Raw genomic sequence first — 18,859 nt, 5'->3', positions numbered from 1 at the left:
CGAATTTCATTGGAATCAGGCTGCCTTTTTCTTTTGTCAGGGGTGAATTCACATAGATATATATCAACACTTTAGAAGAGAAGAACAACCTATCATCACAATGTTGATGGATAAAGTACAACAAGCAGAACGCAATTATGCGCCGGTGTTAACACACTTTCTAGATCCAAGAGCACAATATATTTTAGAAGTCATCGTCAATAGCTTCGATGATTTACAGGTTTCATTTAATGGCGGCAGTCCATCTAGTGAACGTAAGCGTGCAGTGATTGCGCCAGATTACTTTGAACCGACTGAAGAAGATTTTGAGCTGGTGCTGTTTGATTTAGAGTATCCTGAAAAGTTTGCGTCAATTGATCATCGTAATGTGCTTGGAACGTTGATGTCATTCAGTATTGAACGCGATCAACTCGGTGATATTATTGTAGGCGATAAAATTCAGTTTATTTTGACAAAGAATATTAAATCGTATATAATGTTGGAATTAAAGCGAATCAAGGGTGTACCGGTCAAACTGCATGAAGTACCACTAGAAGATATGATACAATCAAAAGAGGATTGGACGCTCCATCAAGCAACGGTCAGCGCAATGCGCTTAGATGTTGTGTTGAAGGAAATGATTCGTAAATCACGTTCAATTGCGAAACAATATATTGAAAAGAAACGTATCAAAGTGAATCATACAATTATTGAACGTCCAGATTTCCAACTAGAACCTGGAGATTTGCTGTCGATACAAGGACATGGCCGTGCGAGAGTGACTGAAATCGGTCATAAAACAAAGAAAGACAAACTGCGCATAGTATATGAAACTTTATTCAAATAGTGTATGATTAAGGAGGACAATATAAGATGTCTTTTACACCGAATGAAATTAAAAACAAAGAATTTTCTAGAATTAAGAATGGCCTTGAACCCACTGAAGTCGCTGATTATTTAAGCCAACTCAGTCAAGAAATTGAACATTTAAAAGAACAGAAAAAACAACTTGAAACAGTTGTAGAAGAAAAAGAAAATAACTTAAAAGCGTACAAAGAAGTACAACAATCAGTAAGTGACGCTTTAGTTCAAGCACAATCAGCAAGCCAAGAAACAAAAATGGCTGCGACAAAAGAAGCAGAAGCGATTATTGCGAAAGCAAAAGCTGAAGCAGATCGTATTGTGAATGACGGTGTGGAAAAAGCAAGACGTTTATCTTTCCAAACAGAAGATATGAAACGTCAATCTAAGATTTTCCGTTCTCGTTTCCGCATGTTAGTGGAAGCTCAGTTAGATTTATTGAAGAATGATGATTGGGATTACTTATTAAACTATGACTTAGATGCACAACAAGTCACTGAAGAAAACTTCCAACATTTACATCAAAATGATGTGACTGAACAAGAGAAACAACAAGCACAAGCGCAACAAGCTGAAGCACAAGACGGCACACCAGCACAAAACGAAGCAGATAAAGAACAAAAATAATAATTGAATTTTGTAAAACAGACGCGTAAGAATTAAGTGAACATATCAACATAACAGCGAGTTAGGGATGGTGCGAGCCTAATATATGTTTAATTCTTATATCACTGTTTTATCCAATCATATAGGTAAGAATGAAGAGAACTCTAAGTTGAGTTAATCAGGGTGGTACCGCGGTTAATCGTCCCTGTTAATTGAACTTAGAGTTCTTTTTTATATTTTAAGGAGTGAAAATTAATGAACTACAAAGAAACGCTATTGATGCCGAAAACAGACTTCCCAATGCGAGGGGGATTACCAAAGAAAGAACCAGAAATCCAAAAACAATGGGACGAACAAGATTTATACCATAAAATCTTAGAAAAAAATAAGGGAAATGAAACTTATATTTTACATGATGGCCCACCGTATGCGAACGGTAACTTGCACATGGGACATGCCTTAAATAAAATTTTAAAAGACTTTATCGTACGTTATAAATCAATGCAAGGTTACTATTCACCTTATGTTCCTGGTTGGGATACGCATGGTTTACCAATTGAACAAGCGTTAACGAAAAAAGGTGTTAAGCGTAAAGAAATGCCTGTATCTGAATTCCGTGAATTATGTAAGGAATTCGCTTTAGAACAAATCGATATTCAAAAGAAAGACTTCAAACGTTTAGGTGTGAATGGTGACTTCAACGATCCATACATCACATTAAAACCTGAATATGAAGCAGCACAAATCCGTTTATTCGGTGAAATGGCTGACCGTGGTTTAATCTATAAAGGTAAAAAACCAGTTTACTGGTCACCATCAAGTGAATCATCATTAGCTGAAGCGGAAATCGAATATCATGATAAACGTTCACCATCTATCTATGTGGCATTTGACGTTAAAGACGGCAAAGGTGTTGTAGATGAAGATGCGAAATTCATTATCTGGACAACTACACCTTGGACATTACCTTCAAACGTTGCGATCACAGTTCACCCAGAATTGAAATATGGTCAATATAAAGTGAATGGTGAAAAATATGTTGTAGGTACTGACTTAGTAGAAGAAGTTGCTGAAGCATTAGATTGGGATAAAGACGCAATCGAACTTGAAAAAACATTCACAGGTAAAGAATTAGAATATGTTGAAACACAACATCCATTTGTTGATCGTGTATCATTAGTTATCAACGGCTTACACGTTACAACTGATGCTGGTACTGGTGCGGTTCATACAGCACCTGGACACGGGGAAGATGACTATATTGTCGGACAAAAATATGGTTTACCTGTTATCAGCCCATTAGATGATAAAGGGGTCTTCACTGAAGAAGGCGGCCAATTCGAAGGTATGTTCTATGACAAAGCAAATAAAGCTGTCACAGACTTACTTAAAGAAAATGGTTCTTTATTAAAATTACAATTCATCACACATAGTTATCCACATGACTGGCGTACGAAAAAACCGGTTATCTTCCGTGCGACACCACAATGGTTCGCTTCAATCAGTAAAGTACGTCAAGATATCTTAGACGCAATTGAAGAAACACACTTCAAAGTCGACTGGGGTAAAACACGTATCTATAACATGATCCGTGACCGTGGCGAATGGGTTATCTCACGTCAACGTGTATGGGGTGTACCACTTCCAGTCTTCTACGCTGAAAATGGCGACATCATCATGGATAAAGAAGTCATCTATCATGTAGCGAACTTATTTGAAAAATATGGTTCAAATGTATGGTTCGACCGTGAAGCGAAAGACTTATTACCTGAAGGCTTCACACATCCAGGCAGTCCAAATGGTGAATTCACAAAAGAAGAAGACATCATGGACGTATGGTTCGACTCAGGTTCATCACACCGTGGTGTATTAGAAACACGTCCGGAATTATCATTCCCAGCTGACCTTTACTTAGAAGGTAGTGACCAATATCGTGGTTGGTTCAACTCTTCTATCACAACTTCAGTTGCGACACGTGGTCAATCACCATATAAATTCTTACTTTCACATGGTTTCGTAATGGACGGAGAAGGTAAGAAAATGAGTAAATCATTAGGTAACGTTATCGTTCCTGATCAAATCGTAAAACAAAAAGGTGCAGATATCGCACGTCTATGGGTGAGCAGTGTAGACTACTTATCTGACGTACGTATCTCTGATGAAATCTTAAAACAAACTGCGGATGTTTATCGTAAAATCCGTAACACATTACGTTTCATGTTAGGTAACGTTAATGACTTTAATCCAAGCACAGATGCGTTGGATGAAGCGGACTTATTAGAAGTCGATCGTTATTTATTAAATCGTTTACGTGAATTCACAGCGAATATCATCAAACACTACGATAACTTCGACTACTTAAACATCTATCAAGAAGTTCAAAACTTCATCAACGTTGAATTAAGTAACTTCTACTTAGATTACGGTAAAGATATCTTATATATCGAAAAACAAGATTCACCAAAACGTCGTAGTATGCAGACAGTACTTTACCAAATCTTAGTCGACATGACTAAATTATTAGCACCAATCTTAGCGCATACAGCTGAAGAAGTTTGGTCATATATCCCTCACGTAGAAGAAGAAAGTGTACATTTAGCAAATATGCCTAAAGTGGTTGAACCAGACACAGCATTACTTGAAAAATGGAACACATTCATGAAATTACGTGACGATGTGAACCGTGCTTTAGAAAGTGCACGTAACGACAAAGTTATCGGTAAATCATTAGAAGCGAAAGTGATCATCGGAAGCAATGAACACTTCGATGCGACTAGCTTCTTAAAAGACTTTGAAAACTTACAACAATTATTCATCGTGTCACAAGTGGAAGTAGAAGATAAAGTTGAAGATGGTACTGAATACTATCACGGCGACATCAAAGTTGTTCACGCTGACGGTGAAAAATGTGAAAGATGCTGGAACTACAGCACTGAACTTGGTTCAGCAAACGGCTTAGATCACTTATGCCCACGTTGCCAAGCAGTTGTAGAAACTTTATAAGTCACACATTGTTAAAATAAAGCTTAAAGTAAAAATGAAGCACTCTGACTAACCCTCAGAGTGCTTTTTTCAATGTATAGACTGTGAGCCAATCCTGAGTAATTGAGTCGAAAACTCGGTATAATGAGTAATACGCTTATGGAACGTCAATGAAAATAGACAGAAAGGAGCGACGGCATTGCGTCAATTAGGAGAAAAACATTACGTCAATGGTGTGACGTTAAATGTGAGAGATAAAGAAAACTTAAAACACTTTTATGAAGAGATATTAGGATTTAATGTGATTAATGAAACGTATACTTCTATTCAATATGAAGTAGGAGATTCAAAACATCGCATTACCTTACATCAAATAGATGATGGCAGAGAGCCATTAGTATCAGAAGCAGGATTATTTCATATCGGTATTCGCTTAGGTTCGCACGCGCATTTAGCGGATTTAATGGCCCACTTAACGGAACATGAAATTCCGTTAAATGGTGCGGAACATAATGTCAGTACGTCATTATATTTTACAGACCCTGAAGGTAATGGCTTTGAATTTTATGCGGACCAACCGGAAGAAACCTGGGATTTTGATAAAGAGAATCGTGTGATTATGGATACAAGACATTTATATGCCTCTAAACTAATGAACTTACGTTCACGTGATGGATGGCAAGGTATTCCAGATGACAGTATGATTGGTAATTTACATTTGAAGACGGTACGTATTTCTGAAGTGAAAGATTATTACTTAGCACACTTTGGATTAGAAGAATCTTCTTTTGTGAATAAATCATCACTCTTTATGTCATCAAACGGTTATCATCATACTTTAGCTGTCAATCATTGGATGTCTAGTATGCAGCGGATGGAAAATGATGATACGTATGGTTTAACATTAGTAGATTTCCATTATCCAGAGACGACACATACTTGGCTAAAAGGACCGGACGGTATCGCATTTCGATTTAATTATCTAGGAGTTTGATAATCATTGAAAAAACTAATTTCAACAGGTGTTATGTTGGTCGTCCTTGGTGGATCAACATATGTGGCAGTCGACCATCAAGATGAGATTGAACATTATATAGAACAGATGAAACCTGATCCTATGGCATTTAATCCGTACGATGATGGAGAATGTACGGATTATGTGTTTGAGAAAGTCAAAGATGACGGTAATATGATTGGTAAAAGTTGGGGAGATGCGAAGTACTGGGCAGACAAAGCTGAAGAAGCGGGTTACACAGTGAATCAACAACCTAAAGCCTCATCACTCTTACAATCACCAAGAGGTGAAGAAGGTCATGTCGCATACATTGAACATGTGAATGATGATGGTTCATTATATGTGACTGAAATGAATTACGTTGGGCCTCATAAAGTGACTTCACGTACGATTCAACCACAACAAGTTCAAAACTATCATTATATTCATCCAAAAGAGAATCCAAAGACACAAGATACTAAAGAAGCTTAATTGATAATTTTAGTATCTGTTCTACTGGCAATTTGTTATAATATACAATGTTGTTATGAAGAAGTGAAAGGTCAGTATGCATCATTGTGATAACACAATAGATGAGCTGGCTGCTTCAAGGAGGAAGACATGAGAAAATCATATTTCATCGGTGCCACGTTATTTGTGACCTTAGCGGTACTGATTTTAGATCAATTTACTAAAGCATATATTGTTAAAACAATGTCAGTAGGCGACTCATATTCAGTCATTCCAGGATTTTTAAACATCACCTCTCACCGTAATACAGGCGCTGCTTGGGGAATACTCAGCGGCAAAATGGGCTTTTTCTTTTTAGTTACGATTATTGTATTAGGGTTACTTACTTATTTCTACGTTAAAGAAGCAAGAGGTCATTTCTGGATGCAGATGGCAATCAGTTTATTATTTGCTGGTGCGTTAGGTAATTTCATCGATCGTATGAAAAATGGTGAAGTGGTCGATTTTATTGATACGTATATTTTCGGTTATGATTTCCCAATCTTTAATGTTGCGGATTCTAGTTTGACTGTAGGTGTCATTTTAATTTTGATTTTGTTGTTGTTTGATTCGAAGAAAAATAAAGTGAAGTAAAGGAGTGTTGAAATGACTCAATTTGATTTTAAGATTACAGAAGATGAACACGTTGGTCAACGTATAGATAAATTCTTGCCTGAACAAAACTCTGATTGGTCACGTAGCCAAATCCAAGATTGGATTAAAGAAGGCTTAGTTGAAGTGAATCAAAAAGTTGTGAAGGCGAATTATAAAATGAAGAAGAATGATCAAGTTCAAGTGACGGAGAAGGAGACGGTTGAAGCGGATATTCAACCTGAAAATTTGGACTTAGATATTTATTATGAAGATGAAGATGTGGCAATTGTTTATAAACCTAAAGGTATGGTTGTGCATCCCTCACCAGGTCATTACAGTGGAACACTTGTAAATGGCTTAATGTATCAAATCAAAGATTTAAGCGGCATTAACGGTGAAATCAGACCTGGTATTGTCCACCGTATCGATAAAGATACATCAGGTTTATTAATGGTTGCGAAAAACGATATTGCGCATAGAGGTTTAGTTGAACAACTCATGGACAAAACTGTAACGCGTAAATATACGGCATTAGTTCATGGTAATATTCCACATGACTATGGCACAATCGATGCGCCAATCGGCCGTAATAAAGTAGACCGTCAAGCTATGGATGTTGTTGATGATGGTAAAGATGCGATTACACACTTCAATGTGCTAGAACACTTTAACAACTACACATTAGTAGAATGTGAACTTGAAACAGGACGTACACACCAAATTCGTGTACATATGAAATACATCGGTTACCCATTAGTTGGCGACCCAAAATACGGACCGAAAAAAACAATGGACATCGGTGGCCAAGCCCTACACGCAGGAGTCATCGGCTTCACACATCCAGTAACTGGTGAATATATCGAAAGAAAAGCACCTCTTCCAGATTACTTTGAGGAAATCCTTGAAGATATTCGTACAAGAGATGCGTAAATAAAAGTAAACTTAATATTTAATAGAAAATCCCTTGAAATGAAAGTGTTCGTTTCAAGGGATTTTTTGCATAAAAAAAGTCTTACTGACACAGTAAGACGTTAGCATTTAAGCTACATTTTCGCTTTAAGCTTGTTTTAACTTATTTGTGATCTTTTAGAATGAAGTAAACTTCTATTACATCTTAACATAGGCCTTTATAAAATAAAAGAATTTTGAGATAATTTATATAAATTATTACGACAACAGGTGATGACATGAAGAAAACAAACCCATATATTCTTAGCTTAGACATTGGAACAGCAAGTATTGGTTATGCTTGTATGGATTTAGATTTTAATATTTTAAAATACCATGATAAAGATGCGATAGGTGTGCTTACATTTGAATGTGCAGATACAGCAGCTGAAAGGCGTGGATTTAGAACAAGTAGAAGACGTAAAAATAGAAGAATTAAACGTCTTGGATTATTACAGGAAGTTTTAGCACCATTAGTAAAGAATCCTAATTTTTACCAATTATTAAACTTGCATAAATGGAAAAATTCAAATGAGGATTTTAAACATCGCAGTTTATCTGAAGTCTTAAAAACTTTAGGGAAGAATCCTAAAACTTATCCTACAATTTATCATTTACAACAAGACATTCAGAACCATCCCGAAAAGAAATTTGAACCAGAATTAATTTTTTTAGCGCTTTACCACTTAGTTAAGTACCGTGGTCATTTCTTATTTAATAATTTAAGTTTTGATAAAGGAAAAACTGTTGATAATGAAGCACAACTATCAGAGCTGTTAGAACAATATCAAAGTATTAATCCATATGAAGACTCTATTTCCAATAAAGATATTAACGTGATTGTTGATACTTTAAAAGATGATCAGTTAACAAGAAATGATAAATCTAAAGAATTAAAGAGAAATGTGTCAAAAACTCATGCAGAGCTATTTAAAATGTTAGTTGGCCTTAAATTTAAGCAAAGTATTTTATTTGAAAATATGGAAAATGCAGAAGATATAAAAGAAAGTGCTACAGGTAGTGATGCAATTTCGTTATCTGATGATTATTATGAAAATTTATCAGAGTTTCTTACAGACGAACAACTGAATTTTATTGAGTCGGCTAATACGTTCTTTATGGGTATTATGTTAGACAGAATATTAAAAGGTGCAACAAGTATCTCTGCAGCCAAAGTGAGAGATTATAAGATTTTCAAAAATCAATTGAAGTTAATTAAAGATATCGTTTATCAAAATAAGTATGATAAATATCATGAGTTTTTCGTGACAAGTAAAGAAGATATGAGAGCATATCAAGAAAACCCTGATGCGAAAAATTTCGAGAAGCTATCTAAATTTGATCAATATTTAATTCATCCTAAAGATCAGTATGCGAAATTGATGAAAGACTTAAAAGGGTTAGTACCTAAAGAATATACTGAGGTTTTAAATTTAATAGATGAACAAAAGTTCTTAGTGGTCCAAAATACTACGGATAATGCGAGTATACCGTATCAAAATAATGTGTTTGAAGCGGAAAATATACTTAGAAATCAACAAAGATATTATCCTGAAATTACTGAAGAGATGATTGGTAAAGTTATCAATTTAATTTCATTTAGAATTCCATACTATGTAGGTCCGCTCACTAATAAAAATGGACAATCTGATTTTGCATGGATGATTCGTAAATCAGATGAACAAACTTTACCATGGAACTTTGACAAAGTTATTGATAAATCTAAGAGTGCTGAAAAATTCATCAGACGTATGACAAGTAAGTGTACTTATTTGTTAGAAGAAGATGTATTACCAAAACACAGTCTGTTATACCAAGAGATGGAAGTACTCAATGAACTTAATAATGTGCAACTTAGGGGAGAAAATGAACCTAAGCATAGAATCCATAGACTTGATCCTAAAGTTAAACAATTTTTTTATCATAATCTGTTCCAAAAGAAAAAGAATGTCACGCATAAAGATTTAATCACTTTACTACAAAACTCTGAACATAGAAATACTTTAAACAAAACAAGTGGTCAAAAATTAAAAGTGTTTGGTACGCAAAATGATTCTAAATTTGCGTCAAAACTCTCTACTTATAATGATATGAAAGCTATTTTTGGTTCTGTTGAAAATAAAAGACAGATGATTGAAGAGTTAGTTTTATGAATTACAATCTTTGAAGATAAAGCGATATTGAAACAGAAAATTGGTGAAAAGTATCCAAATATTACTGAGAAACAACTTAATCAAATTGTTAAACTGAATTATTCTGGATGGGGAAGACTAAGTGAAAAATTACTAACTAAAGAAGTGAATGGTCGTTCTTTAATAGATTTGATGTATAGTACAGAAAATAACTTTATGGAAATTATCACAGATAAAACTTTAGGATTTGTTTGTTTCATTAAAAATAGTAATAAGGTAAAAAATGCTAAAATTTCTTATAAAGATGTTGCTGAATTAAGAACTTCTCCAGCACTTAAAAAGGGTATTTGGAACGCTATAAAAATGGTAAGAGAAATTAGCGATTTATTTGGTGCACCAGAGAAAATTATTATTGAATTTGCGACAGAAGATCAAGTAAAAGGTAAACGCCAAAAGTCACGTAGCGAACTTTGGGATGATTTGGTTAAAAAGAATAACCTAAAACGAAATAAAGAGTTCAAAGGTTTGTTTGAAGAACTAAAAGATTATCCTGATTTAGATTTTTCTAATCCTAAATTATGGCTTTATATTCATCAAAACGGTAAATGTATGTATACCAAGAAGCCGATAGATTTAGAAAGATTAATGTCAGATACGAATAATCAACTCTATGAAATAGATCATATTTTACCGAGAACATTTGTAAAGGACGATAGTATTAACAATAAAGTGCTTGTTATACAAAGTGCTAACCAGAAAAAATCAGGCGATAAAATGCCGCTGGAAATTTTTGATAATCATGTACTTGTTCCATTTTGGAAGATGCTATATGAAAACGACCTAATTAGCAGTAGTAAGCTTTCAAAATTAATGAAGAAAGAATTTAATGATTTGGATAAAGAAGGTTTTATTTAAAGACAACTTGTTGAAACAAGACAGATTATTTCTCATGTAAGTGACTTCTTAACAGAAGAATATCCATCAACTACTGTCGTTCCTATGAAAGCAAACGTCGTTTCTGAATTAAGACGTAAATTTGATATACCTAAAATTCGTCAACTTAACGATTGGCATCATGCGGTAGATGCGTATTTAAATGGTTTCGTATATCAAGCTGCTCGTGTCTTTTATCCTAAAGTTAATTTATTTGAATTTAACTTCAAGTGGGAAAAAGTGCGTGAAAAATGGAGACAATTGGGTGAATTCACTGAGAATAATAAGAAAAGAGAATTCTTCCTGTTTAAGCGTATGGAAAACTATGTTAATGAACATGGGGAAGGTATGATTTCTAAATTGATATTTGACTTAGATAATTTTAAGTTCAATTATTCAAGAAAAGTAGAAAGTACAGAAAGTGCATTCTATAAACAAAGTGCTTTTTCTCCTAAAAATACGACTGCACAGTATGACTCGGATAAAAATAAAACAGCTATTTATAAAGAAATGAAAAATAAACGTGGTATTGTAGTTAGCTACACTTATGTTAAAAAAGATCAAGAGTTAATAGGTTACGGCGTATTTAATGAAACGGTATTTGAATATGTAAATAATGCTGATGTAGATATGAATACACGTGCATTGAAAATTGTTCGAAAAGCATTTCCTAAATTAGACATTAAAAAAGTACAATATCTATTTAGTATTAATAAGGGCGATACACTTCTTGTCAATGGACATCCATTCTTATTTGTTTCTGCATATGAACGCATTAATGGTAAACAATTAGAGTTTGATATCGCAATGCAACGTAAAATAAAATAGGCATTAAGTCCATATAATAATATGACAGAACAAGAAAAAGTAGAGTTTTATAATCAGTTTGCAGAAAAAGTTATTGAAGAGTTCAGAAATAGTATTGGATTACAATCTAGAGATAGAAAGGTTAACTTAATAAAAAATCTGTTTAACAATACAGAAAAGTCTAACGACTCAATGACTCAATCTATATTAGAAGTTTTGAAGATGACTAAAGTCTCAGCTGAGAGATCAAAAGAATTAAAGATACGATGGAATGGACAAACGCCAAACACATTTATAGATACTAAAAATAATGCTGAAATACAATATAAATCTATTACGGGTTTAAAAACAACTAAACCTAAATCTATTTTCAAATTAGCGGAGTCTAAAAATGAGCTTTAGGACTGTCATAATTACTAAAGAATCAAAGTTGTCCTTGAGAATGAATCATTTAATAGTAAAAGCTGATGAATTGTATAAAATTCCACTCCAAGAAATTCTATGCTTGGTGATAGAAAATCCAAGCGTTTCTATTACTGGACATTTATTAAATGCCTTGTCTGAAAATAAGATTATTACGCTTTTATGCGATAAAAAACATTTACCTTCATCGTTTGTGGTGCCAATTTATGGGCATCACAAACAATCTAGGCATATTGCTAAACAATTGAACTGGAATAAGGAATATAAATCATTACTTTGGCAGAGGATTATAAAAAATAAAATTGCTAAACAAAAACAAGTGATTCAATATTTTTATAGAAATATTGATACCTCATTCTTTGATAACTGTGTTCATGAAACCAAATTAAATGATAGTACAAATAGAGAGGGACTAGCCGCAAAGTCTTATTTCAATATTATTTTAGATTCAGGTGTATCCAGAAATTCAGATGAATTTGTGAATGCAGGACTGGATTATGGCTATCAAGTATTATTAGCTGTATTTGTGCGAACTATTGTTAGTAAAGGTTATTTAACTGAGATAGGGATAAAACATAAAAATGAATTTAACCCTTTTAACTTAGCATGTGATTTTATGGAAGTATTTAGACCGATGGTAGATTTTTTGGTTCTACAAAATGTGTACGATAAAATTTGAAAAAGAGGAAAAAAGAGCGATTTTAAACATGTTTAATGAGAAAGTTAAGTTAAACAAAAAGAATTACTTTTTAGTTAATGCGATTGAAATTTATTTGGATGGAATTTTTAAATTCTTGGAAAGTGGAGATATCAACTTTATTAAGATGCCTGTTTTTAACTTCTAAAAATTGGGTGTTTGAAAGGAGTATTATGAGATTCTTGAGACTTTTTATTATGTTTGATTTACCTGTTGAGACTTCGAGAGAACGACGTGAATATAGAAAGTTTGTTAAATTTTTGTTGAATGAAGGATATGTCAGAAGCCAATATTCAATTTATTGTAAATTGATATTAAATAGAGGTACATTAAACCATCAAATAAGTAAGCTTAAACAAAACTTACCTGCGCATGGAATTGTGCAATCGTTAATTGTCACTGAAAAACAATTTTCAGACATGACCTATCTAGTTGGCGAACCTAGAACGAAATATGATGTAAATACAACAGAAAGAATTCTTGAATTATGAAATTAGTTGGAGAATTTAATAAACCGATTGAAATAGCAAAGCAAAGATTAAATGTGATTTCTTTTCAGAATACTAGTAAATTGAATGCTTTAACTGAGGGACTTATAAAGTATAGTCAGTCTAAGTCTAAATATTATGATGAGAACGTTAGACTTGTAGCAGATGATTATCAAACAATATTACCTAATAATGTAAACTTAATTATTGTTCTGTGCGGTGATATAAACCTCTTTGATAGTAAAATATTCAAAGAAGCATTATATCATCGTTTCGAACAACAAATTTTTAACGAAGAAACGACTAATTTATTATATAATAAGGTAGAGTCAACGATAGAAAGTTTCTTAAACTCATTAGAAATAAAGAATGAAAGTTATCAAGTTGACTTTCAATCCTCTAATATTGTTTTGAAAAAGTTGCTTGGCATGTTTAAACCAGACTTTCATAATGATTTAGATGATTTAAATGCGATAGAGCAACGCAAGTTATTTATAGACACATTAACATCAACAGAAAAAGAAAATGTGTTGGTTTTGTTATTTCCTGAAGCTCATTTAGGGCTTTCGGATATGAAGGCATTTAAAAAATATCTGCAGACTCTAAATATGTTTAGTATTATTGTTACGAGCCATCCTTATTTTATTATCGAGTCAGATACATTAGCGCTTATTAAAATGAATGGAGAACCGGTAAATACTAAACAAATAAGAGAAGAGTTATTGTTGTTTAAAGAAAAAGAAACAATAACTGATTTGGATAAGACAAGCAAAATGATAGCTTATCATGAATTTTGCCAACATCCATATCTTGATGATGAGTTCTTCATTCAATTTATGAACAATTATTAGTTTACTGTCATTATAAAGGTCTCTAAAACCTTGATTTCTCGTTGTTTGAGGTTTTAGAATTATGATCTTTTAGAATGAAGTAGAACAATGGAATGATGAGATGTGGTAACTGTGCGTTTTAGAATTATGATCTTTTAGAATGAAGTAGAACTCATATTTTTCAACCTCACGCAATGGAGGAGTTTTAGAATTATGATCTTTTAGAATGAAGTAGAACTGTAGCTTACGCTAAACCGCAAGGGGAATTGTTTTAGAATTATGATCTTTTAGAATGAAGTAGAACAGCGTTCCATGTAATTTACGATACACCAAGTTTTAGAATTATGATCTTTTATAATGAAGTAAAACCAAAAGATATATGAATGCAAGATTGAATGGTTTTAGAATTGTGATCTTTTAGAATGAATTGACCATGGAGATTAACTTAACTATTTATCGTGCTTGTTTGAATGGAAAAATCTTTATATTTGTTTTGGAAATACCTTTGACTTTTCATCTATCTGTGTTAAAATTAGTACAGTTTAATAAAGAAATCGTAAGTCTTTAATTGAGAGTACAGAGATGCTCCGAAGGCAGATAATTTACATGTTGAAACTAGAGAAAGTAACTAAGTAAACACTTTATTAAGAGGTAATTTTGTATGAACACGCAATTCACCAACCCTGATTGCCATACAAATTTAGTAAAGTAACCGACAAAACAGTTACTGATTTAAATAGTTGAGATAGTAAATCTCGCATGTTCTTCGTGTCCCGTGTCTCTCAATTGAGATACGGGATTTTTTTATGGAAAGGTGAGTGCGGGAATGACAGAACGTATTGTATTAGATGATGCAGGCATGCAGCGGACTTTAACACGTATCGCACATGAAATTCTAGAGTATAACAAAGGTACTGAAAATCTTGTGTTGCTTGGTGTGAAAACACGCGGAGAATTTTTAGCGAAACGTATTCAAGTGAAGATTCAACAAATTGAAGACGTAAGTGTTCCTACAGGAACATTAGACATCACGCAATTCAGAGATGATTTAGAGTTACCGACACCTAAAATGTCTGAGAAGTCTTATGTCATTGATGTAGACCTTAAAGACAAAGTCGTTATCATCATTGATGATGTGCTTTATACGGGTCGAACTGTACGTGCGTCACTCGATGCAATCTTACTACATTCTCGACCACAAAAAATCGGGTTAGCAACATTAGTGGATCGCGGACACCGCGAATTACCAATACGCGCTGACTTTGTAGGTAAAAATATTCCAACTGCGAAAGACGAAGAAGTTTTAGTCTATGTAGACGAAACAGATGGTCGCAACGCAGTTATAATTGAATAGCTTACCCTTTTAAATCAGTACGAGAGACTGACAAAGGGTTAGATAAGAACTGTTGTCGACTTACAAAACTAGCACGAGAGGCTACAAAGCTTGTAAGAACAACTTCTAAAGAGGTACACGTGTATCTCAAACAGACAACACCTTCTTATCTTTCCCTCACAATGTCTCTTTGCACGCTGATTGCTGTAAAGAGATTTTTTTATGAAAGGAAGAAAGAGAAATGGAAAATGAACAAATGTTTGAGCGAACGGTGAAACCCGTACTAGATGTCAATGAAAAGCCGAAAGCAGGCCAATGGGCCTTCCTCAGTTTACAACATCTATTCGCGATGTTCGGCGCGACAGTCTTAGTACCATTCCTAACAGGCTTGCCAATTTCAGCGGCATTGCTTGCATCAGGAATCGGAACATTGCTTTATATCTTAATTACAAAATCAATGATTCCAGCATACTTAGGCTCAAGCTTCGCCTTCATCACACCGATTATTACAGGATTAAGTACACACAGCTTAGGAGACATGCTTGTGGCACTCTTCATGAGTGGTGTGATGTATGTCATCATCGGAATCTTAATCAAATTAAGCGGAATCGGTTGGCTTATGCATTTGTTACCGCCCGTTGTAGTAGGACCAGTCATCATGGTTATCGGATTAAGTCTTGCGCCGACAGCTGCCAACATGGCAATGTTTGAAAACACTGCAGACATGAAAGGTTACAACGTTACTTACTTGATTGTCGCAATGATCACGTTAATCACAACATTAGTTGTTCAAGGCTACATGAAAGGGTTCTTCTCGCTGATTCCAGTCTTAATCGGAATCATTGTAGGATACATCGCAGGCATCATCTTCGGCATCGTAGATTTCAAACCAGTGATGAAAGCATCATGGTTCGACTGGCCGCACATCTATGTACCATTTGTAGATTATCATCCAAGCTTCCACTTCGGACTGGTGCTCTTAATGGTTCCAATTGTGTTCGTCACAGTCAGTGAGCACATTGGACATCAAATGGTCATCAACAAGATTGTCGGCAGAAACTTTTTCGAGAAACCAGGTCTTCACAGATCAATTATCGGAGACGGTGTATCTACAATGTTTGCAAGTATTATCGGCGGACCGCCAAGTACAACATATGGTGAAAACATCGGCGTACTTGCGATAACAAAGATTTACAGTATCTACGTTATCGGCGGTGCTGCAGTCATTGCGATTATCCTGGCATTTGTAGGTAAGTTCACAGCATTGATTTCATCAATCCCAACACCAGTTATGGGTGGGGTATCCATTCTCTTATTCGGTATCATCGCTTCAAGCGGCTTAAGAATGCTGGTTGAAAGCAAGGTAGATTTTTCGGAAAACCGTAACTTAGTAATCGCGTCAGTTATTCTTGTGGTGGGTATCGGAAACTTAATGTTCGATATTCACGGCGTCAAAGTTGAAGGTATGGCACTTGCAGCACTTTCAGGTATCGTATTGAACCTAATTTTACCTAAAGTAAAACCGGAAACATCAAATAAATAAACTTTATCCAATTCTTAGGGGGAATTAACAATGAAACAATTAGTATCTATGGAACATTTATCAAATGAAGAAATCTATTCACTTATCGAAACAGCAATCGAATATAAACAAGGTAAGAAAGTTCATAAATTAAATGACACATACGTAGCAAACTTATTTTTCGAAAACTCAACACGCACAAAATGCAGCTTCGAAATGGCAGAACGTCGCTTAGGTATGCAAGAAATTCCATTTGAAACTAGTACTTCATCTGTTAAAAAAGGTGAGTCATTATATGACACATGCAAAACTTTAGAAAGCATCGGTGTAGACGCATTAGTTATCCGTCACCCACAAAATGATTACTACAAAGAATTAGAAGGATTAAACATCCCAGTCATTAATGGCGGAGACGGCAGTGGTCAACACCCAACACAAAGCTTACTTGACATCATGACAATCTATGAAGAATACAAAAAATTCAAAGGCTTGAACGTGTTAATCTGTGGAGATATTAAAAACTCACGTGTAGCACGCAGTAACTACCAAGCACTTACAGCTTTAGGTGCTAACGTTAAATTCGCAGCACCAGATGAATGGGTTGACGATACTCTAGATGCACCTTATGTCAAAATTGATGATGTCATCGAAGAAACGGATATTGTGATGTTATTACGTGTACAACACGAAAGACATGACGGAGAATTAAACTTTGATCCACATGAATACCATGAAAAATACGGTTTAACAAAAGAAAGATACAACCGCATGAAACCAAACGCAATTGTAATGCACCCAGCACCAGTGAACAGAGGCGTTGAAATTGATACAGAATTAGTAGAAGCGCCAAAAGCACGTATCTTCAAACAAATGAAAAACGGCATGTTCTTACGTATGTCAGTCATCAGCCATATTATTGCGGAACAACAGAAAGGGGTTCTTATCGATGTTGCTAATTAAGAATGCAAAAGTATTAAAAGACGGTAAATTAACAGAGGCTTCTATCTTAGTAGAAGACGACAAAGTAAAAGAAATCGCACCAGAAATCACAGTGGGTTCAGAAGTTGAAGTGATCGACGCAAAAGGTCGTTTCGCAGCACCTGGCTTAGTTGATGTACACGTACATTTAAGAGAACCAGGCGGAGAACATAAAGAAACAATTGAAACAGGTACAAAAGCAGCAGCACGCGGTGGATTCACAACAGTTTGCCCAATGCCGAATACTCGCCCAGTACCAGATACAGTTGAACATTTAGAAAAACTCAACAAATTAATTGAAGATAACGCACGCATTCGTGTATTACCATACGCTTCAATTACAATCAGACAAGCAGGCAGCGAATTAGTTGATTTCAAAGGGTTAGTTGAGCACGGCGCATTTGCGTTCACAGATGACGGTGTAGGGGTACAAACAGCCGGTACAATGTATGAAGCAATGCAACAAGCAGCCAAATTAAACAAAGCAGTGGTTGCACACTGTGAAGACAACAGTTTAATCTACGGCGGCGCTATGCACGAGGGGAAACGCAGTAAAGAATTAGGTATTCCAGGTATTCCAAACATTTGTGAAGCTGTACAAATCGCACGTGACGTATTATTAGCTGAAGCAGCAGATTGTCACTACCACGTATGTCACGTTTCAACAAAAGAAAGTGTACGTGCTATCCGTGATGCGAAAGCAGCAGGTATCAAAGTCACTGCTGAAGTGACACCGCACCACTTATTAATGACAGAAGACGATGTCCCTGGTGACAACGCAATGTACAAAATGAATCCTCCTTTAAGAAGTAAAGAAGACAGAGATGCACTGATTGAAGGATTGTTAGACGGCACAATTGATTGTATCGCAACTGACCATGCACCACATGCAGCTGACGAAAAAGCACAACCAATGACAAAAGCACCATTCGGTATTGTCGGCAGTGAAACAGCATTCCCATTACTTTACACACACTTTGTAAAAAATGGAGATTGGTCATTACAACAATTAGTTGACTACTTAACAATTAAACCTGCACAGATCTTTGACTTGCCATACGGTATCCTAGAAGAAGGCAAAACAGCAGACTTAACATTAATCGATTTAGAAGAAGAGAGAGAAATCAAAGCAGAAGATTTCCATTCAAAAGCAAGCAACACACCATTCATCGGTTATAAAGTATACGGCAACCCTGTATTAACAATGGTAGCTGGAGAAGTGGCATTCAAGGAGGAATAAAC

15 protein-coding genes, 1 pseudogene and 1 CRISPR repeat array are annotated in these 18,859 nt (G+C 34.9%); all 16 genes and pseudogenes read left to right on the top strand.

From position 1 onward, the window contains the following. The first annotated feature begins 52 nt into the window (after nucleotides 1-52). Nucleotides 53-826: a YlmH family RNA-binding protein gene (locus HMPREF2846_RS11250; RefSeq protein ID WP_070626663.1), complete on the top strand. Its 774-nt coding sequence runs from the start codon at nucleotides 53-55 to the stop codon at nucleotides 824-826. Between the two features lie 26 nt (nucleotides 827-852). Then, a complete protein-coding gene (locus tag HMPREF2846_RS11245; RefSeq protein WP_023015769.1) occupies nucleotides 853-1,467 on the top strand; it encodes a DivIVA domain-containing protein in 615 nt (204 codons plus the stop codon). Nucleotides 1,468-1,701: 234 nt separating this feature from the next. Continuing rightward, nucleotides 1,702-4,449: an isoleucine--tRNA ligase gene (gene ileS / locus HMPREF2846_RS11240; RefSeq protein ID WP_057511002.1), complete on the top strand. Its 2,748-nt coding sequence runs from the start codon at nucleotides 1,702-1,704 to the stop codon at nucleotides 4,447-4,449. Between the two features lie 178 nt (nucleotides 4,450-4,627). Continuing rightward, a complete protein-coding gene (locus tag HMPREF2846_RS11235) occupies nucleotides 4,628-5,422 on the top strand; it encodes a VOC family protein (protein ID WP_002480605.1) in 795 nt (264 codons plus the stop codon). 6 nt (nucleotides 5,423-5,428) lie between these two features. Next, the gene (locus HMPREF2846_RS11230; RefSeq protein WP_070626662.1) at nucleotides 5,429-5,914 is read left to right on the top strand and encodes a CHAP domain-containing protein; all 486 of its coding nucleotides are present in this window, start codon (nucleotides 5,429-5,431) and stop codon (nucleotides 5,912-5,914) included. Between the two features lie 129 nt (nucleotides 5,915-6,043). Next, nucleotides 6,044-6,526, top strand: coding sequence for a signal peptidase II (gene lspA / locus HMPREF2846_RS11225; RefSeq protein ID WP_002480607.1), 483 nt, complete (start codon nucleotides 6,044-6,046; stop codon nucleotides 6,524-6,526). A gap of 12 nt (nucleotides 6,527-6,538) precedes the next feature. Then, nucleotides 6,539-7,456: an RluA family pseudouridine synthase gene (locus HMPREF2846_RS11220; RefSeq protein ID WP_070626661.1), complete on the top strand. Its 918-nt coding sequence runs from the start codon at nucleotides 6,539-6,541 to the stop codon at nucleotides 7,454-7,456. Between the two features lie 257 nt (nucleotides 7,457-7,713). Then, nucleotides 7,714-11,367: pseudogene (gene cas9, locus HMPREF2846_RS11215) on the top strand (type II CRISPR RNA-guided endonuclease Cas9). A 21-nt stretch (nucleotides 11,368-11,388) separates the two neighbouring features. Continuing rightward, entirely contained in the window at nucleotides 11,389-11,748 is a 360-nt protein-coding gene (locus HMPREF2846_RS14800; protein ID WP_256274775.1) for a hypothetical protein, read from the top strand. A 40-nt stretch (nucleotides 11,749-11,788) separates the two neighbouring features. Further along, complete coding sequence (cas1, locus tag HMPREF2846_RS11210; protein WP_256274773.1) at nucleotides 11,789-12,448, top strand: type II CRISPR-associated endonuclease Cas1; 660 nt, start codon at nucleotides 11,789-11,791, stop codon at nucleotides 12,446-12,448. A gap of 191 nt (nucleotides 12,449-12,639) precedes the next feature. Further along, nucleotides 12,640-12,957 carry a CRISPR-associated endonuclease Cas2 gene (gene cas2 / locus HMPREF2846_RS11205; RefSeq protein WP_002480613.1) on the top strand — a complete coding sequence of 106 codons (318 nt, stop codon included), beginning with the start codon at nucleotides 12,640-12,642 and terminating at the stop codon, nucleotides 12,955-12,957. Then, the gene (locus HMPREF2846_RS11200) at nucleotides 12,954-13,805 is read left to right on the top strand and encodes a hypothetical protein (RefSeq protein WP_070626659.1); all 852 of its coding nucleotides are present in this window, start codon (nucleotides 12,954-12,956) and stop codon (nucleotides 13,803-13,805) included. Before cas2 ends, HMPREF2846_RS11200 begins: the two co-directional genes overlap by 4 nt. A 50-nt stretch (nucleotides 13,806-13,855) precedes the next feature. Beyond that, nucleotides 13,856-14,214: a CRISPR direct-repeat array (repeat unit 36 nt; unit sequence GTTTTAGAATTATGATCTTTTAGAATGAAGTAGAAC). Nucleotides 14,215-14,610: 396 nt separating this feature from the next. Then, complete coding sequence (pyrR, locus tag HMPREF2846_RS11195; protein ID WP_070626658.1) at nucleotides 14,611-15,138, top strand: bifunctional pyr operon transcriptional regulator/uracil phosphoribosyltransferase PyrR; 528 nt, start codon at nucleotides 14,611-14,613, stop codon at nucleotides 15,136-15,138. 220 nt (nucleotides 15,139-15,358) lie between these two features. Further along, on the top strand, nucleotides 15,359-16,660 hold the full coding sequence (locus HMPREF2846_RS11190) for a uracil-xanthine permease family protein (protein WP_002480616.1): 1,302 nt from the start codon (nucleotides 15,359-15,361) through the stop codon (nucleotides 16,658-16,660). A 30-nt stretch (nucleotides 16,661-16,690) separates the two neighbouring features. Then, nucleotides 16,691-17,599 (top strand): aspartate carbamoyltransferase catalytic subunit, encoded by a 909-nt coding sequence (locus tag HMPREF2846_RS11185; protein WP_002480617.1) that lies wholly within the window; start codon nucleotides 16,691-16,693, stop codon nucleotides 17,597-17,599. Continuing rightward, nucleotides 17,586-18,857 (top strand): dihydroorotase, encoded by a 1,272-nt coding sequence (locus HMPREF2846_RS11180; protein ID WP_070626657.1) that lies wholly within the window; start codon nucleotides 17,586-17,588, stop codon nucleotides 18,855-18,857. Before HMPREF2846_RS11185 ends, HMPREF2846_RS11180 begins: the two co-directional genes overlap by 14 nt. The last annotated feature ends 2 nt before the right edge of the window (nucleotides 18,858-18,859 follow it).

The organism is Staphylococcus sp. HMSC056G08, from assembly GCF_001812305.1.
Lineage (GTDB): Bacteria > Bacillota > Bacilli > Staphylococcales > Staphylococcaceae > Staphylococcus > Staphylococcus simulans.
The sequence above is the reverse complement of the archived record's forward strand: the minus strand, read 5'-3'. Positions and strand labels throughout refer to the sequence as shown.